At 33.9% G+C, this 24,664-nt stretch carries 19 protein-coding genes; 10 read left to right on the forward strand and 9 right to left on the reverse strand.

The genetic code is table 11. The features are described 5' to 3' along the window. Nucleotides 1-114 precede the first annotated feature (114 nt). Nucleotides 115-2,451 (reverse strand): ATP-dependent helicase, encoded by a 2,337-nt coding sequence (locus EZM65_RS00850; protein ID WP_371682983.1) that lies wholly within the window; start codon nucleotides 2,449-2,451, stop codon nucleotides 115-117. A 113-nt stretch (nucleotides 2,452-2,564) separates the two neighbouring features. Here EZM65_RS00850 and EZM65_RS00855 point away from each other — a divergent pair, with 113 nt between their 5' ends. Then, nucleotides 2,565-3,959 (forward strand): APC family permease, encoded by a 1,395-nt coding sequence (locus EZM65_RS00855; protein ID WP_136666625.1) that lies wholly within the window; start codon nucleotides 2,565-2,567, stop codon nucleotides 3,957-3,959. 35 nt (nucleotides 3,960-3,994) lie between these two features. After that, nucleotides 3,995-4,516, forward strand: a complete 522-nt coding sequence (locus tag EZM65_RS00860) for a hypothetical protein (protein WP_136666626.1) — start codon at nucleotides 3,995-3,997, stop codon at nucleotides 4,514-4,516. Between the two features lie 42 nt (nucleotides 4,517-4,558). Here the strand turns inward: EZM65_RS00860 and EZM65_RS00865 are convergent, their stop codons facing one another. Further along, nucleotides 4,559-6,634 carry a M1 family metallopeptidase gene (locus EZM65_RS00865; RefSeq protein WP_136666627.1) on the reverse strand — a complete coding sequence of 692 codons (2,076 nt, stop codon included), beginning with the start codon at nucleotides 6,632-6,634 and terminating at the stop codon, nucleotides 4,559-4,561. A 72-nt stretch (nucleotides 6,635-6,706) separates the two neighbouring features. Here EZM65_RS00865 and EZM65_RS00870 point away from each other — a divergent pair, with 72 nt between their 5' ends. Genes EZM65_RS00870 through recG form a run of 4 tightly spaced genes read left to right on the forward strand, consistent with a single transcriptional unit; the run spans nucleotide 6,707 to nucleotide 10,783 of the window. Beyond that, nucleotides 6,707-7,444, forward strand: coding sequence for a diphthine--ammonia ligase (locus EZM65_RS00870; RefSeq protein ID WP_136666628.1), 738 nt, complete (start codon nucleotides 6,707-6,709; stop codon nucleotides 7,442-7,444). A gap of 8 nt (nucleotides 7,445-7,452) precedes the next feature. Further along, nucleotides 7,453-7,959 carry a hypothetical protein gene (locus EZM65_RS00875; protein WP_136666630.1) on the forward strand — a complete coding sequence of 169 codons (507 nt, stop codon included), beginning with the start codon at nucleotides 7,453-7,455 and terminating at the stop codon, nucleotides 7,957-7,959. 3 nt (nucleotides 7,960-7,962) lie between these two features. Continuing rightward, on the forward strand, nucleotides 7,963-8,664 hold the full coding sequence (locus EZM65_RS00880; protein ID WP_136666631.1) for an aspartyl/asparaginyl beta-hydroxylase domain-containing protein: 702 nt from the start codon (nucleotides 7,963-7,965) through the stop codon (nucleotides 8,662-8,664). Between the two features lie 10 nt (nucleotides 8,665-8,674). After that, nucleotides 8,675-10,783 (forward strand): ATP-dependent DNA helicase RecG, encoded by a 2,109-nt coding sequence (recG, locus tag EZM65_RS00885; RefSeq protein ID WP_136666632.1) that lies wholly within the window; start codon nucleotides 8,675-8,677, stop codon nucleotides 10,781-10,783. 105 nt (nucleotides 10,784-10,888) lie between these two features. Here recG and EZM65_RS00890 read toward each other — a convergent pair whose 3' ends face one another. From EZM65_RS00890 to EZM65_RS00905, 4 genes are all read right to left on the reverse strand, one after another. Then, nucleotides 10,889-13,015 carry a prolyl oligopeptidase family serine peptidase gene (locus tag EZM65_RS00890; RefSeq protein WP_136666633.1) on the reverse strand — a complete coding sequence of 709 codons (2,127 nt, stop codon included), beginning with the start codon at nucleotides 13,013-13,015 and terminating at the stop codon, nucleotides 10,889-10,891. 49 nt (nucleotides 13,016-13,064) lie between these two features. Then, nucleotides 13,065-15,272, reverse strand: a complete 2,208-nt coding sequence (locus EZM65_RS00895; RefSeq protein WP_136666634.1) for a TonB-dependent receptor domain-containing protein — start codon at nucleotides 15,270-15,272, stop codon at nucleotides 13,065-13,067. A 53-nt stretch (nucleotides 15,273-15,325) separates the two neighbouring features. After that, nucleotides 15,326-15,679 carry a hypothetical protein gene (locus EZM65_RS00900; protein ID WP_136666635.1) on the reverse strand — a complete coding sequence of 118 codons (354 nt, stop codon included), beginning with the start codon at nucleotides 15,677-15,679 and terminating at the stop codon, nucleotides 15,326-15,328. 69 nt (nucleotides 15,680-15,748) lie between these two features. Further along, nucleotides 15,749-16,738 (reverse strand): aspartate-semialdehyde dehydrogenase, encoded by a 990-nt coding sequence (locus EZM65_RS00905; protein ID WP_136666636.1) that lies wholly within the window; start codon nucleotides 16,736-16,738, stop codon nucleotides 15,749-15,751. A gap of 218 nt (nucleotides 16,739-16,956) precedes the next feature. Here EZM65_RS00905 and EZM65_RS00910 point away from each other — a divergent pair, with 218 nt between their 5' ends. Next, on the forward strand, nucleotides 16,957-18,924 hold the full coding sequence (locus EZM65_RS00910) for a metallophosphoesterase (RefSeq protein WP_136666637.1): 1,968 nt from the start codon (nucleotides 16,957-16,959) through the stop codon (nucleotides 18,922-18,924). A 4-nt stretch (nucleotides 18,925-18,928) separates the two neighbouring features. Next, complete coding sequence (locus EZM65_RS00915) at nucleotides 18,929-19,327, forward strand: hypothetical protein (RefSeq protein WP_136666638.1); 399 nt, start codon at nucleotides 18,929-18,931, stop codon at nucleotides 19,325-19,327. Nucleotides 19,328-19,361: 34 nt separating this feature from the next. Here the strand turns inward: EZM65_RS00915 and mscL are convergent, their stop codons facing one another. The 3 genes from mscL to EZM65_RS00930 form a co-directional block, all read right to left on the reverse strand. Further along, a complete protein-coding gene (gene mscL, locus EZM65_RS00920; protein ID WP_136666640.1) occupies nucleotides 19,362-19,733 on the reverse strand; it encodes a large conductance mechanosensitive channel protein MscL in 372 nt (123 codons plus the stop codon). 83 nt (nucleotides 19,734-19,816) lie between these two features. Further along, complete coding sequence (locus EZM65_RS00925) at nucleotides 19,817-22,261, reverse strand: bifunctional UDP-N-acetylmuramoyl-tripeptide:D-alanyl-D-alanine ligase/alanine racemase (protein ID WP_136666641.1); 2,445 nt, start codon at nucleotides 22,259-22,261, stop codon at nucleotides 19,817-19,819. After that, entirely contained in the window at nucleotides 22,261-22,884 is a 624-nt protein-coding gene (locus EZM65_RS00930) for a thymidine kinase (protein ID WP_136666642.1), read from the reverse strand. The genes EZM65_RS00925 and EZM65_RS00930 overlap by 1 nt, the downstream gene beginning before the upstream one ends. A 145-nt stretch (nucleotides 22,885-23,029) precedes the next feature. Here EZM65_RS00930 and EZM65_RS00935 point away from each other — a divergent pair, with 145 nt between their 5' ends. Both EZM65_RS00935 and rsmI read left to right on the forward strand, forming a co-directional pair. Next, nucleotides 23,030-23,947: a hypothetical protein gene (locus tag EZM65_RS00935; RefSeq protein ID WP_136666643.1), complete on the forward strand. Its 918-nt coding sequence runs from the start codon at nucleotides 23,030-23,032 to the stop codon at nucleotides 23,945-23,947. After that, entirely contained in the window at nucleotides 23,948-24,622 is a 675-nt protein-coding gene (rsmI, locus tag EZM65_RS00940) for a 16S rRNA (cytidine(1402)-2'-O)-methyltransferase (protein ID WP_136666645.1), read from the forward strand. The last annotated feature ends 42 nt before the right edge of the window (nucleotides 24,623-24,664 follow it).

Here is a 24,664-nt window from a genome sequence, read left to right on the forward strand (position 1 = left end):
AGGTTGTAAATATATAATTAACTTGATATATTTTACAATTATTATCCTACAAAAAACAATCAACAACTCATTTGTTTTTTAGTTCATAGAGCCAAATACTTCATGTTAGAAAAATTAACCAATTACATCCAACTTTGCAAAACGAAGTAATAATTTCTTGATTCCCCCGACTTCAAACTTGATTTCCGCTTTTTTATCGGCACCAACGCCTTCAAGATTTAAAACCTGTCCTTTACCAAAACGTTCATGCATAACAATATTTCCAACAGTCAGTTTACTGTCAAACAGATTAGTATTTCCTCCGCCGGCATTACCGGAAACCGGTTTTAACTTACGGATGTTTAGATTCGGTTTTGGGTCATTATCACTAATATATTTAGGAGGCGTACCCGATACCGGTTTTGTGAGACGCAATTTTGACTTATCCACATCTCCAAAAATATCCACATCAATACTTGGTTTGTAACGATAATTCGTCTCAACCGGAGTCAAATATTCCAAATACTGATCATTAATTTCTTCAACAAATCGTGAAGGCTCACTATCCACCAATTTTCCCCAACGATAACGCGATTGGGCATACGTTAAATAAGCTTGATGCTCAGCACGTGTTAGTGCAACATAGAACAAACGACGTTCTTCCTCTAATTCACTTCGGGTATTCATACTCATCGCGCTTGGAAACAAATCTTCTTCCATTCCTACGATAAAAACGGTTGGAAATTCCAACCCTTTCGCTAAGTGAATAGTCATTAAAGCCACTCTGTCATCATCACCGGTATCATTATCCAAATCGGTTGCCAGAGCCACATCTTCCAAAAATTCAGATAAAGAACCACGGGCACCATCAACTTCTTTCTGTCCTTCGATAAAATCTTTGATACCGTTTAGTAATTCCTCAATATTTTCAATACGGGCAATACCTTCAGGAGTTCCGTCTTTCTTAAGTTCCTGAATTAATCCAGTTTTTTTGGTTACATGATCGGTTAAATAAAACGCATCCTGATTTTCATTGATAATTTGAAAACTCTTAATCATCATCACAAAATCCTGTAATTTTTGCTTGGTTCCTGAGTTTAATTTTAAATCAATTTTATCAATATGTTCCATCACTTCAAAAATGGAACGTTTATAGTGATTCGCCGCTACTGTCAGTTTTTCTACAGTGGTATCCCCTATTCCTCTTGCCGGATAATTAATGACACGAACTAATGCTTCTTCATCTTTAGGATTTATAACCAAACGCAGATAGCACAAAACATCTTTGATTTCCTTGCGTTGATAAAATGACAAACCTCCGTAAATCCTGTATGGAATATCGCGTTTACGCAAAGCATCTTCCATTGCACGCGATTGTGCATTGGTACGGTATAAAATAGCAAACTGACCATTGTGCATTTGCTTTTGCATCTTTTCCTCAAAAATGGTAGAAGCTACAAAACGGCCTTCTTCACCATCAGTCAAACTGCGGTGGACTTTAATTTTTGGACCTTCCTCATTGGCTGTCCAAACAATTTTATCCAGCTTGGTTTTATTATTGTCGATGACATTGTTGGCTGCTTCTACTATATTTTTTGACGAACGGTAATTTTGCTCCAAACGATACATCTTAACCCCTTCGTAATCTTTTTGGAAATTTAAAATATTATTAATGTTCGCGCCACGGAATGCATAAATACTTTGGGCATCATCTCCCACCACACAAATGTTTTGAAACCTGTCTGAAAGCGCCCGTACAATTAAATACTGTGAATGATTGGTATCCTGATACTCATCCACCAAAATATATCTGAAACGGTCCTGATATTTCATCAATACGTCTGGGAAGCGTGTTAGCAATTCATTGGTTTTTAATAATAAATCATCAAAATCCATAGCACCGCTTTTAAAACAACGCTCCACATAATTTTGGTAAATCTCTCCCAAACGAGGCTTTTTACTCATGGCATCTGCCTCCTGCAATTCGGGATTATTGAAATACGCTTTAACCGTAATCAAACTGTTTTTATATTGTGAAATACGGCTTAAAACCTGTTTTGGTTTATAAATATCTTTATCCAATTGCATCTCCTTGATAATCTGACCTATCAATCGGACGGAATCCTGAGAATCATAAATGGTAAAATTGGAAGGATAGCCTAATTTTTCTGACTCGATACGTAAAATTTTGGCAAAAACCGAGTGAAAGGTTCCCATCCAAAGATTTTTAGCTTCGTTATTACCCACAATATCCGCGATACGTTTTTTCATTTCACGTGCGGCTTTATTGGTAAACGTTAATGACAAAATATTAAACGCATCAACCCCCTGACTCATCAGGTTGGCAATACGGACTGTCAATACTCTGGTTTTACCGGAACCCGCACCTGCAATCACAATCATTGGCCCATCTTTCTGTAAAACAGGAGCTTGCTGAGCGTCATTTAACTTACTAATTATCTCTTGAATCATAACCAAAATCGAAAGTCCAAAAGTACGTTTCAAACTTATTAAATACAACCTTTAAATAATTTTTTATCTTTTGTTTTGAATCAAAAAATGTATATTCACAACAAATTAGATAAATGAAAAATAATAATCAACTAAACAGGACTTTAGGCCTTACCAGTGTGGTCGTTATTGTCATAGGAAATGTTCTGGGTTCAGGTGTTTATAAAAAAATTGCTCCAATGGCGGCTGAACTCAATTCCTCACTTTGGATTTTAGCAGCCTGGCTGGTTGCAGGTATCATCACACTTTTTGGCGCACTCTGCAATGCCGAAGTTGCGGGATTACTCTCAGATACCGGAGGCGAATACAACTATTACAAAAAGATTTACAACCGCTTTTTTTCATTTTCGTATGGATGGACAGCGTTCACTGTAGTACAAACGGCAGCTATATCATCTTTAGCATATGTGTTTTCACAATCTTTGAACACTATTCTTCAACTTCCGGAACTACTTGCCGATTATAAAACGTTTTCAATCGGCGGTATTTTTTATCCGTTTGAAAATTTCACAGTAAAAGTAACTGCAATCGTACTTATCGGGATATTATCCTGGATAAATTTCTTCGGTGTAAAATTTGGCACAGCGATAAGTAAATTCATTTTGATTTTAGTTATTATTGGGATTGCTGTGATTGTGCTTTTTGGGATTACCGCTCCTAATGCAAATATTTCAAATGCATTTCAGTTAAATTCTAACAGCAATACGGCAACTGTAAGTACTTTTTTCACTGCAATGCTCGCGGCTTTTTGGGCATATCAAGGCTGGGCTTCCATAGGTTTTTTAGGAGGTGAAATTAAAGATGCCGGAAAAAATATTCCAAAAGGGATAGCTATCGGTGTTGGTGCTGTAATTACCATTTATCTAATTGTCAATATGGTTTATTTATCATTACTGCCTATTGAAAAATTATCGAAAATTGCATCTGAACCCAACGGAATTGCAGCAATAGCAGCTATAGAAAGTTTTTGGGGAACCGGTGGCAAGCTATTCATATCCGTTTTGATATTGATAACCACACTTGGCTGTACACACATGACTATTCTGGCAAGCTGCAGAACCTATTATGCAATGGCTAAAGAAGGACTTTTCTTTAAACCTGTTTCCAAAATTAATTCCAGTCAGGTTCCTGCAAATTCCTTATTATATCAGGCGGTTTGGGCATGCCTCCTAATTCTTTCGGGCTCATTTGACCAATTGACCGACATGATTATTTTTGCGATTTTCATTTATTACGGAGCAACAGCAATGGGAGTTTTTATTTTACGAAAAAAAATGGCAGATGCTGTACGTCCTTATAAAGTATGGGGCTACCCCATTGTTCCGGCAATATTTATATTATTCTGCTTCGGATTGTTTATGAATACTGTTATCACAAGACCCCGCGAAGCTGGATTAGGTATGTTACTGATTCTGACCGGAATTCCTATGTATTGGTATTTTAAGAGAAAAAACAATCTTTCTGAATAATTTATTCTTCTATTTTTGTAAAAAAATAAAACTATATGCTTACTGATAAAATAATTGAAATCGCTGCTTATACACTACCATCATTAATCACAGGCGGTGTAGCTTATTACCTTTTTGAATCTTATTTTAAAAACGAAGAAAAAAGAAGGAGTTTTTTATTGATGAAAAACACTCAAAAAGATGCTTTGCCATTAAAACTACAGGCTTATGAGCGCATGTCTATTTTTTTAGAGAGAATCAATCCTGCAAAACTATTGGTTAGAGTAGCCCCTTTTTCTGCTGACAAAAATCATTATGAAGCCTTTATTATTGAGCATATTGAACAAGAATATGAGCACAATCTTGCACAACAGATCTATATCACTGATGATTGCTGGAATGTGATTTTAACAGCAAAAAACACTATTATCCAAAACGTTAGAAAAACTGCAAAACGTGACGATATTACAACGGCAGACTCACTTCGTGAAACTATTTTAATACAGTTAGTAGAACAGGAATCACCTACAACCATTGCTTTGGCTTATTTGAAAAAAGAAGTTGGACAGATGATATAAATTAACACCTGACAGGTTTTGTAAACCTGTCAGGTGTTAAATCTACTTAATTTCCCCTTTTAAAAAGTTCTGTTCTCTCTCCTTCAATTTAGGTAATAATTCCGTAAATACTTTTTTGAATTTTTCTTTTTTAAGCATTCCACGGATTGTATTTTTAGCAAAAGCCACAAACTGCCATTTGTGATGTGTTGTAGCGTTGACTAATGATGTCAATACTCTTTCATCTGTTGGATTAAGCTGTAAAAGCATTTCTAACGCATTTTTCCTAACAGTTGCATCATATTGAGTTGAGGTATAATTTATCAATTCATTATAAAATTTTGGTTTTTCTTCTGGCTTAAAATCTTTATCCAAACAGGCATATAACAACCAAATCGTTCTGAAGCTTTTATCATTATTGCCAATTATACTTTCTGTCGCTGTTAAATATTTAGCTCTTTCTTCTGGAAATTGATCACATAATTGCTGAAAAACAATTTCTTTGGTTACATAAGAATTATCATTTAACAGACTCTCATATTCGGTTTTAAATTCAACTGGAATTTTTCTGGTTGATTCGGCAATGGCCTGACGGATTTTTAAATCGTTTGACTTTATTGCCAATTGCAATAATTCTCTTTTCTGTTCAAAAGGAACATCAATTAATTGATAAATAATTTCTTGAGATAAAATATAATATTTATTTGATTTTAAAATAGTTGAAAACAAACCCTTTTTACTTTCAAAAGATTGATTCTGCAATTTTTGCAATTCAAAATACTGACTCATAACTTTATTTTTACTCATCATGGCTATAGCTTTTTGAGTATCAGAAGTTTTAGCTTCCAACCATTCATTTTTAAAATTTTCAGTGTTGAATTTTGGCGATACTTTCTTTATTTCAGCCAAAAAACAATCGGTATCCACTGTTTTAAACTGATATTTTTTAAGGTATGTTTTTACAGCTTTACGGAATTTTTCAGCACCAATACTTTCTCTTAAATAATGCAGTGCCCAGGCTCCTTTTTTATAAAAAGTCAGCGAACTTGCTTTTTCATTCAAAATTGGAATAGTGTCGTACTTTGATGCTTTTTGGATTTCTTCGGCATTTTTTAACAATTCATATTGAAAATGAGTATCGCCAAACAAATGTTTTTCTGCCAACAAAGCATAATACGTTGCAAAACCTTCCTGCAACCAATGGTGTTTGCCTTCTTTAGCAGTAATCAAATCACCAAACCAGTGATGTGCCAACTCATGAGCGTTCACATTAATATAGCTTTGATCATTAAAACCTATTTCATCCGCTACATAATCCTGTGCAAATAATGTTGCTGTGGTGTTTTCCATGCCGGCATATAAAAAGTCATGAACAGGAACCTGTTTATAGATTTCCCACGGATATTTAAAACCGGTTTCTTTTTCCAAAAAATCAAAAATCTGTTTTGAATATTTATAAGTCCATTCAAATTTAGAAGCATCTTCAGGTTTATAATAAAGTTCTAAAGGAATTTTCGATTTTGAATAAAGCGTTTTAAAATCAAACCGGCCAATTGCCAGCATGACTAGATAAGATGACATGGGCTTTTGCATTTCATACTTCCATACTTTGGCACTGCCCTTTTCATTCATCGAAGTATTTATCAGCTTTCCATTGGAAATAACCTGATAGAAAGGATTAAAAGAAACAGACAGGTTGAATATTACTTTTTCGTTCACATCGTCAAAACTCGGCAACCAATGTGATGTATATTTCCCCTGTCCTTGTGTCCAAATTTGCTCTGATCCGGAATTTGCTTCCCACCCTACAAAATAAAGCGCTTGTCTGGGTTTTGCTTCGTATAAAAATGTGATTTGATTTTTTCCTACTTTATATCCTTCAAACAGGTTTAAGGTTTTTCCGTTATTTTTAAAATTTACAACTTTACCATTTATGGAAACATCAGTTATAGTCATGCTCTTAGCATCAATTTTAATTGTATCAATCTTCGATTTTACTTCAAAATCATACTGAACATTACCGTTTATCAGTTTTTCAGAAGGATATAAATTAACATGAGCATTCATATTAGTAAAATCAACTTTTTCAAGTTGCTGACCAAAAGCAATAACAGAAAATAATAGAAAAAAATAACGCATAGTTTTATTTTGTGTACATCAAAAATAGTTGGATTTTCCGACTTTTTGTAAGTTTACACTAAATTTTAAGATTTGAAACCAAAAGCCATTTTTAACTGGAGCAGCGGAAAAGATTCAGCACTTGCATTGTACAAAATTCTGCAATCAAACGACTACGAAATCGTTTCGTTACTGACCAGTGTAAACAAACAATACAACCGGATATCAATGCATGGTGTCCGTGCCGAATTACTGGAACAGCAAGCCAAAAGCATTGGTTTATCATTACATAAAATGGAAATCCCCGAAATGCCTACCATGGAAATTTATGAGGAAGTGATGCGGAATACCTTGACAGATTTTAAAAACAATGGAGTTACACATTCCATTTTTGGAGATATTTTTTTAGAAGATTTACGAAAATACAGAGAAGAAAAACTTGAAAACATAGGTTTTACCGGTGTTTTTCCACTTTGGAAAAGAGATACAAAAGAACTTATACACGAATTTTTGGATTTAGGTTTTAAAACCATTGTCACTTGTGTTAATGAACGAAATTTAGACAAATCGTTTGTAGGACGTGTGATTGATGAACAGTTTATAAAAGATTTACCGGACAAAGTTGATGTTTGTGGTGAAAACGGAGAATTTCATACTTTTACTTTTGACGGACCAATTTTCTCTAAACCAATTGATTTTGAAATTGGTGAAATTGTGCACCGTAAATATGAAAGACCAAAAACCGATGATTCTAATGAAGTCTGCAACTCGGTTACTGATGATACAGCTTTTGATTATGGATTTTGGTATTGTGATTTAATTCCAAATTAAAAATTCTTATGGGTACAGCTAAAGAAACTAAAGAAATAGCCGAAATTTTAAATTTTTTAAATAAAATAGGCATTACAACAGTGGAAAAGGAATTACCAAAAGATACTTTTTTACCTGGATTGGCACTAAGTAGTAAAGGTATAGAAATAGATTTTGGCCAATTATTGTATCCTGGAGATATTTTACATGAAGCCGGACATTTAGCTGTTACTCCAAGCTTCCAAAGAAATTTAATCGGGACAAATGAAATGCCTGAGGAATGGCCAACCCAAGGGGATGAAATAGCAGCAATGTTATGGTCATTTGCCGCATCGGAGCATTTGAATCTTCCTATAGATTTAGTTTTTCATCCCAATGGATACAAAAATCAGTCGGAATGGTTAATTGAAAACTATTCCAGTGGCAATTACATCGGATTGCCTCTTCTGGAATGGATGGGTTTGACTACTAGTGAAACAAATGAAATAAAAAAAGATATTGCTTTTCCTAAAATGATAAAATGGTTAAGAGATTAAAAAATGACAGAGCTTGTTAGATACATACAATTCCCGTTATTTTTTGATATAGAGCTTCTCAAAAACGATGCAAGCAAAATTTTATCAGATAATTGGGTAAAACATTATAATACTAATGATTATTCGGGTGACTGGGATTCTATTGCTTTAATGTCACAAGGAGGAAAATCTGCTACTATTTATGCTTTACCATCAAACAATGACGAAGTAGTATTTACGGAAATTCTAGATAGCTGTCCCTATTTTAAAGAAGTAATCAATCAGTTTGAGTTCCAAAAAACATCTGTCCGACTTCTCCGTTTATCTGTTGGTGCAGAAATCAAACCACATAAAGATTATTGCTTAGGTTACGAAGACGGCAGTTTTAGAATACATATCCCGATTATCACAAATTCAGAAGTTGAATTTATACTGGATAATACCAGACTTATAATGAAAGAAGGTGAATGCTGGTATATAAATGCTAATTTTACGCACTCAGTTGCTAACCGAGGTACAAAAGACCGGATTCATTTAGTAATTGACGGTATACGCAATGAATGGACGGATGAACTTTTCTTTAAAAATGCAAAAAAAGAAGCATTTGAAAAAAAGCGTGTTCAAAATAGTAATGAAGAAAAAGAAAAAATAATTCAGGAATTAAAAAAATTAAACACCCCTGTGGCTGAAAGACTGATATCTGATTTGTTAAATGATATGGATTAATTTGTTTTAAATGCAAAACAATCTTCTGGAAACCCCAATAGAATATTTAAAAGGTGTAGGCCCGCAACGTGGTGAGCTGTTACGCAAGGAATTGAACATACATAAGTATGCCGATTTAGTTAACTTATACCCCAACCGCTACATTGACAGAACCCGTTATTACAAAATCAACGAATTGATTCCCGGCAATAGCGAAGTTCAAATTGTTGGTAAAATCATTCACGTAAAAACGGTTGAATTCGGCAAAGGAAAAAAACGTTTGTCGGCTACTTTTGTTGATGATACAGGCGAAGTAGAATTAGTTTGGTTTCAAGGTATTAAATGGATTCGGGAGAGTTTAAAAATAAATGTTCCCTATGTGATATTTGGAAAAACCAACAATTTCAATGGTCAGTTTTCGATGCCTCATCCTGAGATGGAACTACTCGAAGAACATAAAGCAAGTCTGCGAAGTGCCATGCAATCTGTTTATCCATCTACAGAAAAACTTTCCAACAAAGGAATTTCCAATAAAGTCATCAATAAAATGATGCAGCAGCTCTTTATTGAAACCCATGCATTGTTTACAGAAACATTACCAGCATATCTTTTGGAAGAATTACAATTAATTCCAAAAAATGCGGCCTTATTCAATGTGCATTTTCCTAAAAGCCAGGAACTTTTATCTAAGGCACAATTTCGATTAAAGTTTGAAGAATTGTTCTTCATTCAATTACAGCTAATCTCCAAGAATCTAGTCCGTAAACATAAAATAAAGGGTCATGCCTTTGAAAATGTCGGTTATTATTTTAATGAATTTTATACGAAACATTTGCCTTTTGATCTTACCAATGCTCAAAAAAAGGTATTGAAAGAAATCCGAAATGATTTGGGTAATCCCGCACAAATGAACCGTTTGCTTCAAGGAGATGTAGGTTCAGGCAAAACGATTGTGGCATTAATGAGTATGCTTTTGGCCATTGATAACGGTTTTCAGGCTTGCATCATGGCTCCAACGGAAATTCTGGCTATACAACATTTTAATGGTATTTCAGAATTGGCCAGACCTTTAGGACTAAACATAAAACTACTCACCGGCTCAACTAAAACTTCAGATAGAAAAATTATTCACGAAGAATTGGAAAACGGAAATTTACATATTCTTGTGGGTACACATGCCATTTTAGAAGACAAAGTAAAATTCCAAAATTTAGGGCTTGCTATTATTGATGAGCAACATCGATTTGGAGTGGAACAAAGAAGTAAATTATGGAAAAAGGCCGAAATCCCACCCCATGTTTTGGTAATGACCGCAACTCCTATTCCACGCACATTGGCAATGAGTTTATATGGTGATTTGGATATTTCGGTAATTGATGAATTGCCTCCCGGGCGAAAACCAATTCAAACGGTACACCGTTATGACAGCAACCGGTTAAAGGTTTGGAAATTCATTCGGGATGAAATCGAAAAAGGAAGACAGATTTATATTGTATATCCATTGATTCAGGAATCTGAAACTTTGGATTATAAAGATTTGATGGATGGTTACGAAAGCATTTCCAGAGATTTTCCATTACCAAAATATTCGGTTTCTATTGTCCACGGCAAAATGAAACCTGCTGAAAAAGATGCCGAGATGACGCGGTTTTCTGAAGGAAAGACCAATATCATGGTTGCCACAACTGTTATTGAAGTGGGTGTAAATGTTCCCAATGCCTCAGTGATGATTATTGAAAGTGCCGAGCGTTTCGGTCTTTCTCAATTGCATCAGCTGCGTGGCCGTGTGGGCCGTGGAGCGGAACAGAGTTATTGTATTTTAATGACCGGACATAAATTGAGTAACGAAAGTAAAATCCGATTGGAAACCATGTGCAAAACAAATGACGGTTTTGAAATTGCCGAAGTCGACTTAAAACTTCGTGGTCCGGGAGATATAATGGGGACACAGCAAAGCGGCGTTTTAAATCTTCAAATTGCCGATTTAGTCAAGGATAAGGATATTTTACAGTTAGCACGTCATTATGCTGTAAAATTATTAAAAGAGGATCCTTCAATGCAAAAAACTGAACATCAAAAATTACGCGAAGTCTTTATTGAATTAGGAAAAAAGAAAAATATCTGGAATTATATAAGTTAACCCCGAAAGTCTTCTATTTTAAAAGCATTTTGATCAACTATTCTGATCATTCCCAAATAAAAAAGCTGCCTTCCTGAGACAGCTTTTTAAGTCAATTTTTATTAATTACTTTTTAATATCAAGTTTGCCAACTCCCATATTCCAAAGTGTAAAAGCCTGTATATCCACACTTTCCTGAATAGTTGCAGCTATAGATTTTCCAGCCCCATGTCCGGCGTTAATGTCAATTCTGATCAGTGTAGGATTTGCACCGGTTTGCTTGTCCTGCAATTCTGCAGCGAACTTAAAACTGTGTGCCGGTACTACTCTATCATCATGATCTCCTGTTGTAACTAATGTTGCCGGGTACTGTTCTCCCTTTTTAACATTGTGAACCGGAGAATAGTTTTTAATGTATTCAAACATTTCTTTAGTGTCTTCTGATGTACCGTAATCATAAGCCCAACCTGCACCAGCTGTAAATGTGTGGTATCGCAGCATATCCATAACTCCTACTGCAGGTAAAGCCACACGCATTAAATCAGGTCTTTGTGTCATAGTTGCTCCTACCAACAATCCTCCGTTTGAACCACCTCGGATTGCTAAAAACTGTTTTGACGTATATTTATTTGCAATTAAATATTCCGCAGCAGCGATAAAATCATCAAACACATTTTGCTTTTGCATTTTTGTTCCTGCATCATGCCATTTTTTTCCATATTCTCCGCCACCTCTTAAATTAGGAACAGCGTAAACACCTCCATTTTCTAACCATAATGCATTGGAAATACTAAAACTAGGCGTTAAGCTTGCATTAAATCCACCATAACCATAAAGCATTGTTGGATTTTTACCATCTAACTTGATTCCTTTTTTATAGGTAATAATCATAGGAACTTTTGTACCGTCTTTAGAAGTAAAGAACACTTGTTTTGATTCGAAATTCTCTGGATTAAAATCAATTTTGGGCTTTTGATACACTTTAGATTCTCCCGTTTTCGGGTCAAACGCAAAAGTACTTCCCGGTGTATAATAATTGGAAAATACGAAGTATAATTCTTTATCTTCTTTTTTACCGCCAAAACCTCCGGCTGTACCTACACCCGGCAATTGAATAGTTCTAATCAGATTACCGTCAAAATCAAACTGTTTTACTTCTGAAATTGCATCTTTCATGTAATTGGCAAAGATGTATCCGGATCCTGTAGCTGGATTCAATACATTTTCAGTTTCAGGAATAATTGTTTTCCAATTCTCAATTTGTGGATTTTTTGCATCAACCAATACAATTTTTTTATTAGGTGCTTTAAAATTGGTTACAAAATATAATTGATCACCTCTGTTGTCTAAAAAGTCGGTATCAGTATCAAAATTATTTAAAACGGTAACAATAGGACTATTCTCAACTGTCAAATCCTTAATATACAGTTCTCCGCCGGAAGTTGAATTTGCTGCAGAAATAATTAAATACTTATTGTCTTCCGTTACTTGTCCGCCTACATATCTTCTTTTCTGATCCTGTCCAAACACAACTTTATCATCTTTTTGAGTAGTTCCTAACTTGTGATAATATAGTTTATGCTGGTCAGTTTTGGCAGAAAGTTCGCTACCTTTTGGTTTATCATAACTGGAATAATAAAATCCTTCATTTTTATACCAGGAAACACCGCTGAATTTTACATCTACCAATTTGTTTTCCAATACTTCCTTAGTAATTGCATTGATTATGATCACTTCTCTCCAGTCAGATCCTCCAATTGAAATTTGATAAGCTGCTTTACTCCCATCTTCTGAAAAATTAATTCCAGCTAAAGAAGTCGTTCCGTCTTTTGAAAATGTATTTGGGTCAAGGAATACTTCTTCTTTCCCTGATTTATCTTTTCTGAATACCACCCACTGGTTTTGCAACCCGTTGTTTTTATAATAATAAGTAAACTGACCTTCAACAAACGGAGCACTTATTTTTTCATAATTCCACATTTTTTCAAGCCTTCCTTTTAAGGCATTTCTATACGGAATTTGCTCTAAATAGCCATAAGTAACCTTATTTTGCTCTTTAACCCATGATTCCGTTTCAGGAGAGCGGTCGTCTTCCAACCAGCGGTAAGGATCTTTAACCTCAGTTCCAAAATAATTATCTGTATGTTCTATTTTTTTTGTTGAAGGATATATAATCCCTTTCATTGGCTTTTTAGATTGTGCCGAAATTGTCATTGTAAATGCTAAAGCTAGAGTAAGTACTGTTTTTTTCATTTTTTAGGTGATTTCAAACAAAAATACATTTTCATTTGTTAGAATTTCGTTAAAAATTAAAATTCAAACAAAAAACCAGATTCCTTCCAATATTTGGTATTCCATCAGCTTTCAATCTTGACAAGTGTGATATGTAGGTTTTATTTAAAATATTATTGGCATTAAATGAAAAGTCAAATTTTAATTTCAACAGATTAAAACTTCCTCCTGCTGCAAGATTTAACAATGAATAAGAGGGTGTTTCGGTTTCAAATTCTGAAATATTTTTTTGATTGAAATTTGTTTCGTATACCGCTGAAAGATAAACGTCCTTAACAAATTCCTTTATATCAAAATTAGCACGAAATGTGTTAGTGAATTTGTTCGCAGGAATCAGAGGTAAATAATCACCATTATCTTTTTTACCGGTCACACTTTCAAAAGTGGATGTAATATGCAGCCAATCCATAGGATGCGGATGTATATGCAATCCAATTTCACCGCCAAATAGTTCAGCATTTGCCTGAATATATTCGTATACATTGTTATCATCAATTACAGCCCCGGCAGGAGAAATAAAAATGTAATTATTGATATGGTTGTAAAAACTATTTGCAAAAATTTCAAAATGAGTTGTACCATATTCTAAGTTGATATCAGCCTGAACATTTTGCTCATTCTTTAAATTGGAATTTCCAATTTCGTAGCGATTACTACCTTCATGCACACCGTTTGAAGTCAACTCAGCTAAATTAGGAGCTCTAAAACCACTGGCGACATTTAAACGAAGTGTAAAATTGTCTTTGATTGATGTTTTATAACCTATTGATGCATTAAAACTTTGGTAATTTTTGTCGATAGCCTTAAAATAACCTTCTTCACCCTCTACTCCATGATTTTCGGTTGCTATTTTTCGGGTATCATAACGTAAACCAGCCTGAATTGCATTTTTATTCCAGGAATACATAGTCGTTGCCAAAACTCCTAAATCGTTTGTTTCAGCATTTGGAATCAACAATTCTTCTCCAGAGTTTTCATTGGTTTGATGCATACCTTGAACTCCAAAAATTGTTTCGAAACGGTTAAATTTTGGCAAAAAGTATTTAAAATCATAATTAAACGTTTGTAAATTCATGTCAAGTAAAGCTACCGGCGAATCTTCAAACTCTTTACGCTTATTTGAAATATAACCAAAATCTGCTTCGATTTTTGAATTTGTCAGGTAAAAAGTATTATGCAAACTGGCAATTTGCCCTAAAACTCCTTGTCTGGGATAATCAGGAGTTTTTGTTGTAGTTTGTTTATTAATTTCTTCAGGTAATCCTAAAACCAAATCATTGATGTTGTATCTAAAAACTGAAGAAAATTTAGAGTTTTTATAACCTAAAGCAATTTTCGCATCGGTTTCATTAAATCTGGAATTTGTCACTCTTTCACCGTCGGCAGTTTTATAATCGGAATGTGTATTGTAACCACCCCGCACAGAAAAATTCCAATTATCAGAAGATGATTTCAATCCAAAAGAAGTCGTGCTTCCTTGTGTATTACTGAAATATTTTTGGCTGAGATTTGCCGAATACGATTTTGGAGCTGCAAATTTTTCCGGATTGAAATATAAAACACCTCCAAGAGCATCCGAGCCATATAATAGTGATGCAGGTCCTTTGATGACTTCCACACTTTCTATTCCGTTATCGCTAAGCCCTAATCCATGTTCATCACCAAATTGCTGATTTTCCAAACGGACACCCTGCGTATAAACCAATACTCTGTTCCCGCTTAAACCTCTGATAACAGGTTTGCCTATTGAAGTTCCTGTTGAAACATTTGCCACGCCGGGAATTGTAGCTAATCCTTCCGCTAAAGTAGCTGCTCCTTTTTGCTGCAGAGCTTTTATGGAACTATGTTCTACTTTCATTACATTCTGCTTCTGAGCCTTATTGAACGATGTCGAAACCATAATTTCATCTATATGGTGTGAATGGGCTTCATGCAATTGAGTATTAAAAACAGTTTCTTCTTTATTCAAAGTAATAGTTGAGGTAACTTCGTCAAATTGCTCATGGACAAAGAGAATTGTAAATGTTCCTTTGGCCAATTTTTTAAAAAAATAATTTCCTTCAGAATCAGTTTTTGTTTCAATATGTAATTCAGGAAGACTGACAGCAACATTAGGAACAGGTTGATTATTTTCATCTGTAACCTTTCCTTTTAGTGAAGATTGGCCATAAACCATAGCCGAAAACCCTAATAATAGGGCATAAAAAATTGATTTCATTTTAATGAATATGTTTTTATTGAAAAATTTTTGAGTATAAAATACTTGAATATTTATGCAATAAAAACAGGAGGACCTCTAAGATTGATTAAACTACCGGTGAAAAAAACTAATTTTTCAACGTAACCAAACAAACAGGTAGTATCGTAATCTCTCGAAAACGGATTTTCAAAAGAAATAAAGTCTGTAAAAGTAAAATTATTAAAACTGTAATCACATACAAAACAGTCGTCAAAATCATGATGACTATGGGATATTACAGCATGGGAATGATCGTATTTATGCTGACAATGTTCTTTGTTTAATTGTTCAACTAAATGCTCAAATGAATGGACTGACTGAAATGTTATTGCAAACAATAACACTCCAAGCAGAGAAAAACTAAATATGTTTATTTTTCTATTCATTTGGTGCAAATATAAAAATTCCGTTTAATCTTACAACTAAACGGAATTATTTTCTTAAATTAATGAACATTAAACCAATTTATGTTCAACTAAATATTCTGCAATTTGAACTGCATTTGTTGCTGCACCTTTACGAAGATTATCAGCAACAATCCACATATTTAAAGTATTTGGCTGACTCTCATCACGACGGATACGGCCAACAAATACATCATTTTTACCTTCAGCATACAACGGCATAGGAAACGTAAATGTGTCAATATTATCCTGGACAGTAATCCCTGATGTATGGTGTAACATTGTACGTACTTCCGTAACATCAAAATCATTTTCAAACTCAACATTTACGGCTTCACTGTGACCTCCTACAACCGGAACACGAACTGCAGTAGCAGTTACTGCTATCGTTTTGTCATCAAGAATTTTTTGAGTTTCACGAACAAGTTTCATTTCTTCTTTAGTATAACCGTTATCTTCAAAAACGTCACACTGCGGAATTAAGTTTCTGTGAATTGGGTATTTATATGCCATTTCTCCCTGAACACCTGCATATTCGTTTTCTAACTGACGTACTGCTTTAACCCCAGTCCCTGTAATAGATTGATACGTAGAAACGATAACTCTTTTGATATCATATTTTTTGTGTAATGGTGACAAAGTCATCACTAACTGAATTGTAGAACAATTAGGGTTTGCAATAATTTTATCTTCTTTTGTTAACGAAGAAGCATTGATTTCAGGAACTACCAGTTTTTTAGTAGGATCCATACGCCAAGCCGATGAATTATCTATAACTGTAGTACCTGCTGCTGCAAATTTAGGCGCCCATTCTTTAGAAGTTTCACCTCCAGCAGAAAAAATTGCAATTTCTGGTTTCATATCAATTGCAGTTTGCATTCCAACTACTTTGTATGATTTACCTTTAAATTCAATTTCTTTACCAACAGATTTTTCAGAAGCAACAGGAATTAATTCTGTTACCGGAAAATTTCTTTCAGTCAAAACCTGAAGCATAACTTCTCCTACCATACCGGTAGCACCTACTACGGCTATTTTCATTGTATTGTGCGTGTTTAAATTTTACCACACAAAAGTAATTAATATTTGGTTTCCAAATACATATTAAAAAAATTTAACAAAATGTTATAAAACCCAAATAAAATTCATTTTGGAAATAATAAAAATGATTTCTATTGATTTACAAAAGAATAACAATAAAATAATTATAAGAAAATTCTTATTTTTTATATTTACGGTTAACTAAAAAACCAAATTTTATGAAAAAAATTTATTTAACATTTCTATGTGTATTCACACATGGCTTGTTGTTAGCACAAACAACATTAATCAATGCTGGATCCAGTTGGAAATACTTAGACAACGGATCAAATCAAGGAACTGCATGGAGAGCTACAACTATCAATGAAACAAATTGGAAACAAGGAAATGCACAATTAGGTTATGGTGATGGTGACGAAGCCACTGTGGTAAGCTATGGCTCAAGCTCTTCAAAGAAATATATCACAACCTATTTTAGAAAAACATTTTCAATAGTAGATGCTTCACTATTTTTAAATTACACTCTAAAAGTAAAAAGAGATGATGGTGTGGCTGTTTATGTAAACGGAACAGAAGTTTATCGCAACAATTTAGCAGCAAATGCCACTTACACCACTTTAGCATCTCTAGCCAGTGATGATGGAGGAACTTTTCAAACAACAACTTTATCTGCCAATACTTTTATAACTGGAAATAATACTATAGCAGTTGAAATTCATCAAAATGCTGCTAATAGTTCAGATATCAGTTTTGATTTAGAATTGATAGGGAATACTACATCAGCTCCATCAGTAACACAAAAACACATTCGCTGGGGGACTACAAAAAATCCTCTGGAAGGATTGACAATTTCCTGGACTAATTCAACAACTGCAACAACAGACCAAATAAAATGGGGATATACAACAGCCTATGAGCAAGGAACAAGTAACGTCGCTTCACGCTCCGGGTACTCTTCATCAACCAACAAATTTTTCAGTTTTACATTTCCTGGTACACTAAATGCTAATTCAATCGTATATTATTCATTATATGATTCTGTTTCAGGAGTATGGAGTGCACAAAAAACTTACACAACAAGTCCTGCATTAAGTAATGATACTTTTACATTTGCTGCCGTTGGTGACAGTAGAACAAACGTAGGTGTATGGAATACTATTTCAACATTAACAAATACCCGAAATCCAGCCTTTGTTGTTTTCAACGGAGATATTGTTGATACAGGAAGTTCAGCGTCACAATGGAACGCATGGTTTGATAACGGATCAAATTTAATTGGTAACAAACTTATTCTACACGCACAAGGTAATCATGATGTTGCATCTGCATCGTACTATCAGAATATTTTTGATTTACCAAAAAACAACACTCCACAAACTGAATTATATTATTCAGTAGATTATGGTGAAGCGATTTTTATCTGTTTAAATTCTGAATCACCCTCTGATACTGCGCAATACAATTGGCTAGTTTCAACATTAGCTGCAAATAACAGCAAAAAATGGAAAATCATTTCTTTCCACAGACCATTTTACACAGTAGGTCCTCATGCAGGAGAAATGGATGCTTATTGGAACACTTGGTTTAAAGCTTTTGATGATTATGGGGTAGATTTGATACTAACAGGTCATGATCATTTATATGAGCGTTTCAAGCCTATAAACAGAAATGTTAGCACAACAGCACCTGTTGCTAATTATGGAAGTTTACCAACTGAAGGCAGATGTCAGGTTGTTTGTGGTGGTGCCGGAGCACCTTTATATTCGGCAGGAAGCTCATCTTTATTACAAGCTTTCAAATCTGATTATCATTATGTAATGTTTGATGTTACAGCTACTTCAATGTGTGGAACTGTTTACGATGATAGTAATGTTGCTATTGACAACTTTTGTATCAATAAACCAAATCAACTTTCACAAAGACAAAAGCAAACATTCTATCCGATAAAAGTATACCCTAACCCAGTTAAAGAAACTTTTAAAGTAGAATATAGCTCTCCAAATACAGGTGAGGGTACAATTGCTATTTATGATATTAAGGGCAGACTAATAATGACAGAAAAAGTTAATAAATTAAACACAGATTTTACTTATGAATATAATGCTTCATCTTTAAAATCAGGGGTTTATGCTTTTGAAATTCAAATTGGTAATCAAAAAGACAGCTCAATATTAGTTCGTGAATAGAAAAATGAATAGCATTATTGAAAAATTTGCAAGAGTTGGTGTTTTCGGCACATTTCTGGGTCATGGAATAGTAGCACTAAATATCAATCCTAAATGGATTCCATTAATAACAACATTCGGTTTTACTAAATCACAAGCTGTTAAACTAATGCCTTATATAGGAATACTTGATATAATTGTAGCCATTTGTGTTTTAATTTTTCCTATCCGAATTATAGTACTTTGGGCAATTATTTGGGCATTTTTCACAGCTTTGAGTCGACCAATCTCTGGACAAGAATTTGTTGAATTTATTGAAAGATCAGCCAATTGGTGTTTACCCCTAATTTTACTTATTGTACTCGGGATACCTAAAACACCCAAGAATTGGCTTACAATAAGAGCCATAAAAAAGGAGGACTAATGTCCTCCTTAATATTTTGTTTATTTTAATAGAATTACTTTTTCAATAAATCTCTAATTTCTGTCAACAATTCTTCTTGTGTTGGCCCTGAAGGTGATGGCGCTGGCTCAGGTTTTTTCATCCTGTTAACAGCCTTAACTAATAAGAATATTACAAAAGCAATTACAAGAAAACTTATTACAGCAGCTAAAAATTTACCATATAAGATTCCTCCATCAGTTTTCAAGCTAGCTAAATCTTCAACTTGAGCCGCTTTTAATGCTGGGTTCAAAATTGCAGGTGTAATTACATCTCCAACTAATGATGTCACTATTGCGCTAAATGCTCCTCCTATGATAACCCCTACTGCAAGGTCCATCACATTTCCTTTTGAAATAAAATCTTTAAACTCAGAAATAAATCCCATAATTTTGAATGTTTTATTTGGTTAATTAATGTTTTATCAATTGCCAATTTAATATTTTTTTTCTTAAAAAAAATATTAAAGAATTACTCTCGATAAAATTCTCTTTTTACTCTTCTTGAAATACTAGTCAATATTTCATAGGGAATAGTATCTATAGCTTTAGCAATATCGATTACTGTAGGTTCTTTACCAAATATTATAACTTCATTTCCCTCTGCACAATTAATATCGGTAACATCAATCATAAGCATATCCATGCAAATACTGCCTAATATTGGTGCTTTTTGCCCGTTAACCAATAAATAACCTACACCTCTTCCCCATTTTCTGGAAATTCCATCAGCATAACCCACAGGAACCACAGCCATTTTTGTTGATTTTTCAGCTTTAAATCTTCTGTTGTAACCAACAGTGTCTCCAATTTTTAATGTTCTGATTTGTGAAATAACCGATTTTAGTGTACCGACAGTTTCTAAAAATTTTTGTTCATTTTCATGGTTTGAAACACCATATAAACCTATGCCTAAACGAACCATATCAAATTCAGCTTCAGGATAATTGCTAATCCCGGAAGAATTACACAAATGGCGAATAAGTTTGTAATTCAATTCGTTACATATCTGAGTTGAAATTCTATCAAAAACAGCAATTTGACTCTTTGAAAATTTGCTGTCTTCTTCATTATCACTTTCTGCAAAATGTGATAAAATGGTTTTAACCTTTACCAATTTGGTCTTTTTCAAAACAGAAATTAACTCCGGAATATTTTCTTCATCAAACCCTAAACGATTCATACCTGTATTAATCTTAATATGAATAGGGTAATTTTCTAGTCCTTTTTCTTCAACTATTTTTAAAAACGCCTTTAAGCCCCTAAAACTATAAATTTCAGGTTCCAACCCATATTGAATAATCGAACGGAACGTTGTCATTTCAGGATTCATGATCATGATAGGCACTTCAATCCCTGCTTTTTTAAGCTCAATTCCTTCGTCGGCAAAAGCAACTCCTAAATAATCTACTTTATGATGTGCTAAAAGCTTTGCAATTTCAAAGCTTCCACTTCCATAACCAAAAGCTTTCACCATAGCCATCATTTTTGTAGAAGGCTTAAGTTTTGATTTATAATAATTGTAGTTATAGCTTAAAGCATTCAAATTGATCTCTAAAACAGTCTCATGAGTTTTTTCTTCCAACAATGAAACAATTCTTTCAAACTCAAATGTTCTGGCTCCTTTAATTAAAATTGTTTCGTCTGAAAAATCAATACTGTCAAATGCATTTATAAAATCATTGGTTGATTTGTAAGCTGTAGTATTGATAAACTTATTTTTGAAATTGGAAATGGTTACTCCAACACAAAAAACTCGTGTTATTTTATGAGAAATAATTAATTGGGAAATTCTGGAATATAATTCTTCATCGGATAAACCTGATTGAAAGATATCAGATATTATCAGCGTTCTTTTTTTATGTTGTCTTTGATGTTGCAAAAAATCCAATGCTATCTTAAGCGATTGAAAATCTGAACTATAACTATCATCAATTAAAGTACAATTATACATTCCATTTTTAACTTTCAATCGCATTTCTACAGGATATAATTCGGCTACTCGTTCCTGAATCGTATCTTGATCATACTTCAAATACAACATCGTTAAAATACAATGCATTACATTTTCCAACGAAGCTTCATCAGTAAACGGTATTCGGACTTTAAAACTTAATTGATTAAAAGTAATGTTTAAATCAGAGTGATTTCCAACAACCTTTTTTTGAAAAAAGACATCAGCAGTTCTGTCCAGTGTGCTCCAGGTGAATGTCTTAATTGCTTTATTTAAGAAAGCTTCAATTGTTTTATTTTTGTTTAAAATCAAAACTTCAGCATCAGCAAAAAGCTTTAATTTCTCTTTTATTTTTTGAGAAATATCTGAAAAACCTTCATCATGTGCAGAGCCTATATTCGTTAAAATACCAATAGTTGGCTTTATAATTCGCTGTAGATTCTGCATTTCGTTTACAGTCGATATCCCGGCTTCAAAAATACCAAGATTGTGTTTTTCATTAATTCCAATAATAGAAAGAGGGACACCAACCTGTGAATTGTAACTTTTAGGACTTCGAATAATATTGTAATCAGGGCTCAACAAAAAATTAAGCCATTCTTTTACGATAGTTTTACCGTTACTCCCGGTAATTCCAATCACAGGAAAATGAAACAAGGCTCTGTAGTATGTGGCAAAATCCTGTAAAGCTTTCAGAGTATCATTAACAACTAAAAAATTGGCTTTGCCTTTTAAATTTTCTGGAATTTGATTTACAACAAAACTTTGTACACCTTCTTCAAACAACTGATTGATATATTGATGAGCGTCATGATGAAGTCCTTTTATCGCAAAAAATAATGTGCTTGAATTGTTTTGATGCGACCGACTGTCAATTGAAACCGAATCAATTAAAATTGAAACATCGATTCCTGAAAAATCACAGCCTAAAGCATTAACTATTTGTTGTAAAGGAAGCGCCATTATTCTTCGTCATTATTTATAATTTCCTCGTCAATAACTTCCATGTTGTTGCGCATGGCATTAAAGTAAGCTGCTCTGCTTAATGGTTCGTATTCTTCTTTTTCTCCTAACAAAACCAAACTATCACTAGCAGCTTTCCGGTAACTGAAATGAGCCAGATTTCCTGTTCGGGTACACACTGCATGAACTTTCGTTACATATTCAGCCGTAGCCATAAGAGCCGGCATTGGTCCAAAAGGATTTCCTTTAAAATCCATATCTAATCCTGCTACAATCACACGGATTCCTGCGTTTGCCAAATCATTACAAACAGCAATTATTTCATCATCAAAAAATTGGGCTTCATCAACACCTATCACATCACAGCCTTGCGCCAATATTCTGATATTTGCAGCTGCTGGAACTGGCGTAGATCTGATTTCGTTTTTGTTATGAGAAACTACCATTTCATCATCATATCGTGTATCTACACTTGGCTTAAAAATTTCAACCTTTTGTTTTGCAAATTGTGCCCGGCGTAATCTTCTGATTAATTCTTCAGTTTTTCCAGAAAACATTGAACCACAGATAACTTCAATCCAACCAAACTGTTCTTTAGGATTTACGGTATTTTCTAAAAACATTTTTTAATTTTATAATGATAAAAATGAATAGTTTTTATTACTTTGTAACACAACAAAAATATTAAAAAAGGCTGGCTTTTGACAGCTTGATTGATAAAGTTATCAATAATTTTAAATTCCTTCAACATAAAAAAAACTAAACGCAATGAGAAAGAAATTAGAAGCCGAATTAATTAGCATAGCACATAGGATTTTGCAATTAAAACATAAAGATGATGTGCGTGAATTACACCATGAAGCTCAAAAATTGTATGAAAAATTATCGGTTTTATTATTTGTTGAAGAAAATTTGGGTGAAATAAAACCAACTATTGGTTTACAGGAAATGGAAGAAAAGCTGGAGCATGCTTTTGATTTTGACGATAAAGTTGTTGTAGCACAATTAAGAGAAGAAGAATTAGACGAGATTATTGAAACCAAATCTAAAGCCAAAGCCAAAAAGATTGACCCAAAAATTGAAGCTCCAGTTGAAGAAGAACCTGCTGTAGAAGAGAAGGAAAATACTATAGTTGAAGAAATAGCCGAAGAACCGGTAAAAGAAGAAATAAAAGAAGACGTTTTAGTAGACACAACTTCAGAAACAAAACAAATTTCTATCGATGATTTACTGAATCAAGTAGCACCAGATCCAATTTTTGAACGTGTGATTGATAAAAATGAAGAGAAAATTCATGAGGATGTAAATAAAATCATCGAGAAAAGAATTATAGAAAATATAAAAAAAGAAGATGCCGTTAATGAAGAAGCTTCATCTGATTTAATTCCTCAATTTAAAGAAATAACTTTTGAAAAAGTTGAAGATAAAACAGCTACTAATTTAAACGACAAAATATCCAAATCAGCCGGATTGACTTTAAATGATCGTGTAGCGTTTGAAAAGAATCTTTTTGATGGCAGCACAGCCGATTTAAACCGTGTTATTTCTCAAATAGCTACTTTTGATACTTATGAAGATGCTAAAAATTTCATAGAGGAAATGGTAAAACCTGATTATAATGATTGGGCTGGAAAAGATGAATTTGCATCACGTTTTATGGAGTTTGTTCAAAGTAAATTTGCTTAAATGGGAAAATTATACTTAGTCCCTACTCCTATTGGCAATCTGGAAGACATGACTTTCAGAGCCATTAAGGTTTTAAAAGAAGTCGATTTAATTCTTGCTGAAGACACACGCAATAGCGGTAAATTACTCAAGCATTTTGAGATTGCCACGCACATGCAAAGCCATCACATGCATAACGAGCATAAAACTGTTGAAAATATTGTAAAAAGAATTCAGGCCGGCGAAAACATTGCTTTGATTAGTGATGCAGGAACACCTGCAATTTCAGATCCTGGTTTTTTACTTACCCGTGCCTGTGTGGAAAATGGTATTGAAGTGGAATGTCTGCCAGGTGCTACAGCTTTTGTACCGGCATTGGTAAATAGTGGTTTGCCTAATGACAAGTTTATTTTTGAAGGTTTCCTGCCTGATAAAAAAGGGAGACAAACACGTTACTTAGCATTAGCTGAAGAAACCCGAACCATGATTTTATATGTTTCACCGCATAAGCTGGTTAAAACATTAGCTGAATTTGTACAGTATTTTGGCGCTGACCGACAAGTATCTGTTTCAAGGGAATTATCAAAACTGCATGAAGAAACGGTTCGTGGTACTGCTGATGAAGTCCTTAAACATTTTGAAGCCAAACCTCCTAAAGGAGAAATCGTGGTATGTGTGGCTGGAAAGTCTAAATAGTTTTCAGCTTACAGTCTCAGTATGCAGTTACTAGTCTGAGTA

It is taken from the genome of Flavobacterium sp. H122 (genome assembly GCF_004959765.1).
Classification (GTDB): domain Bacteria; phylum Bacteroidota; class Bacteroidia; order Flavobacteriales; family Flavobacteriaceae; genus Flavobacterium.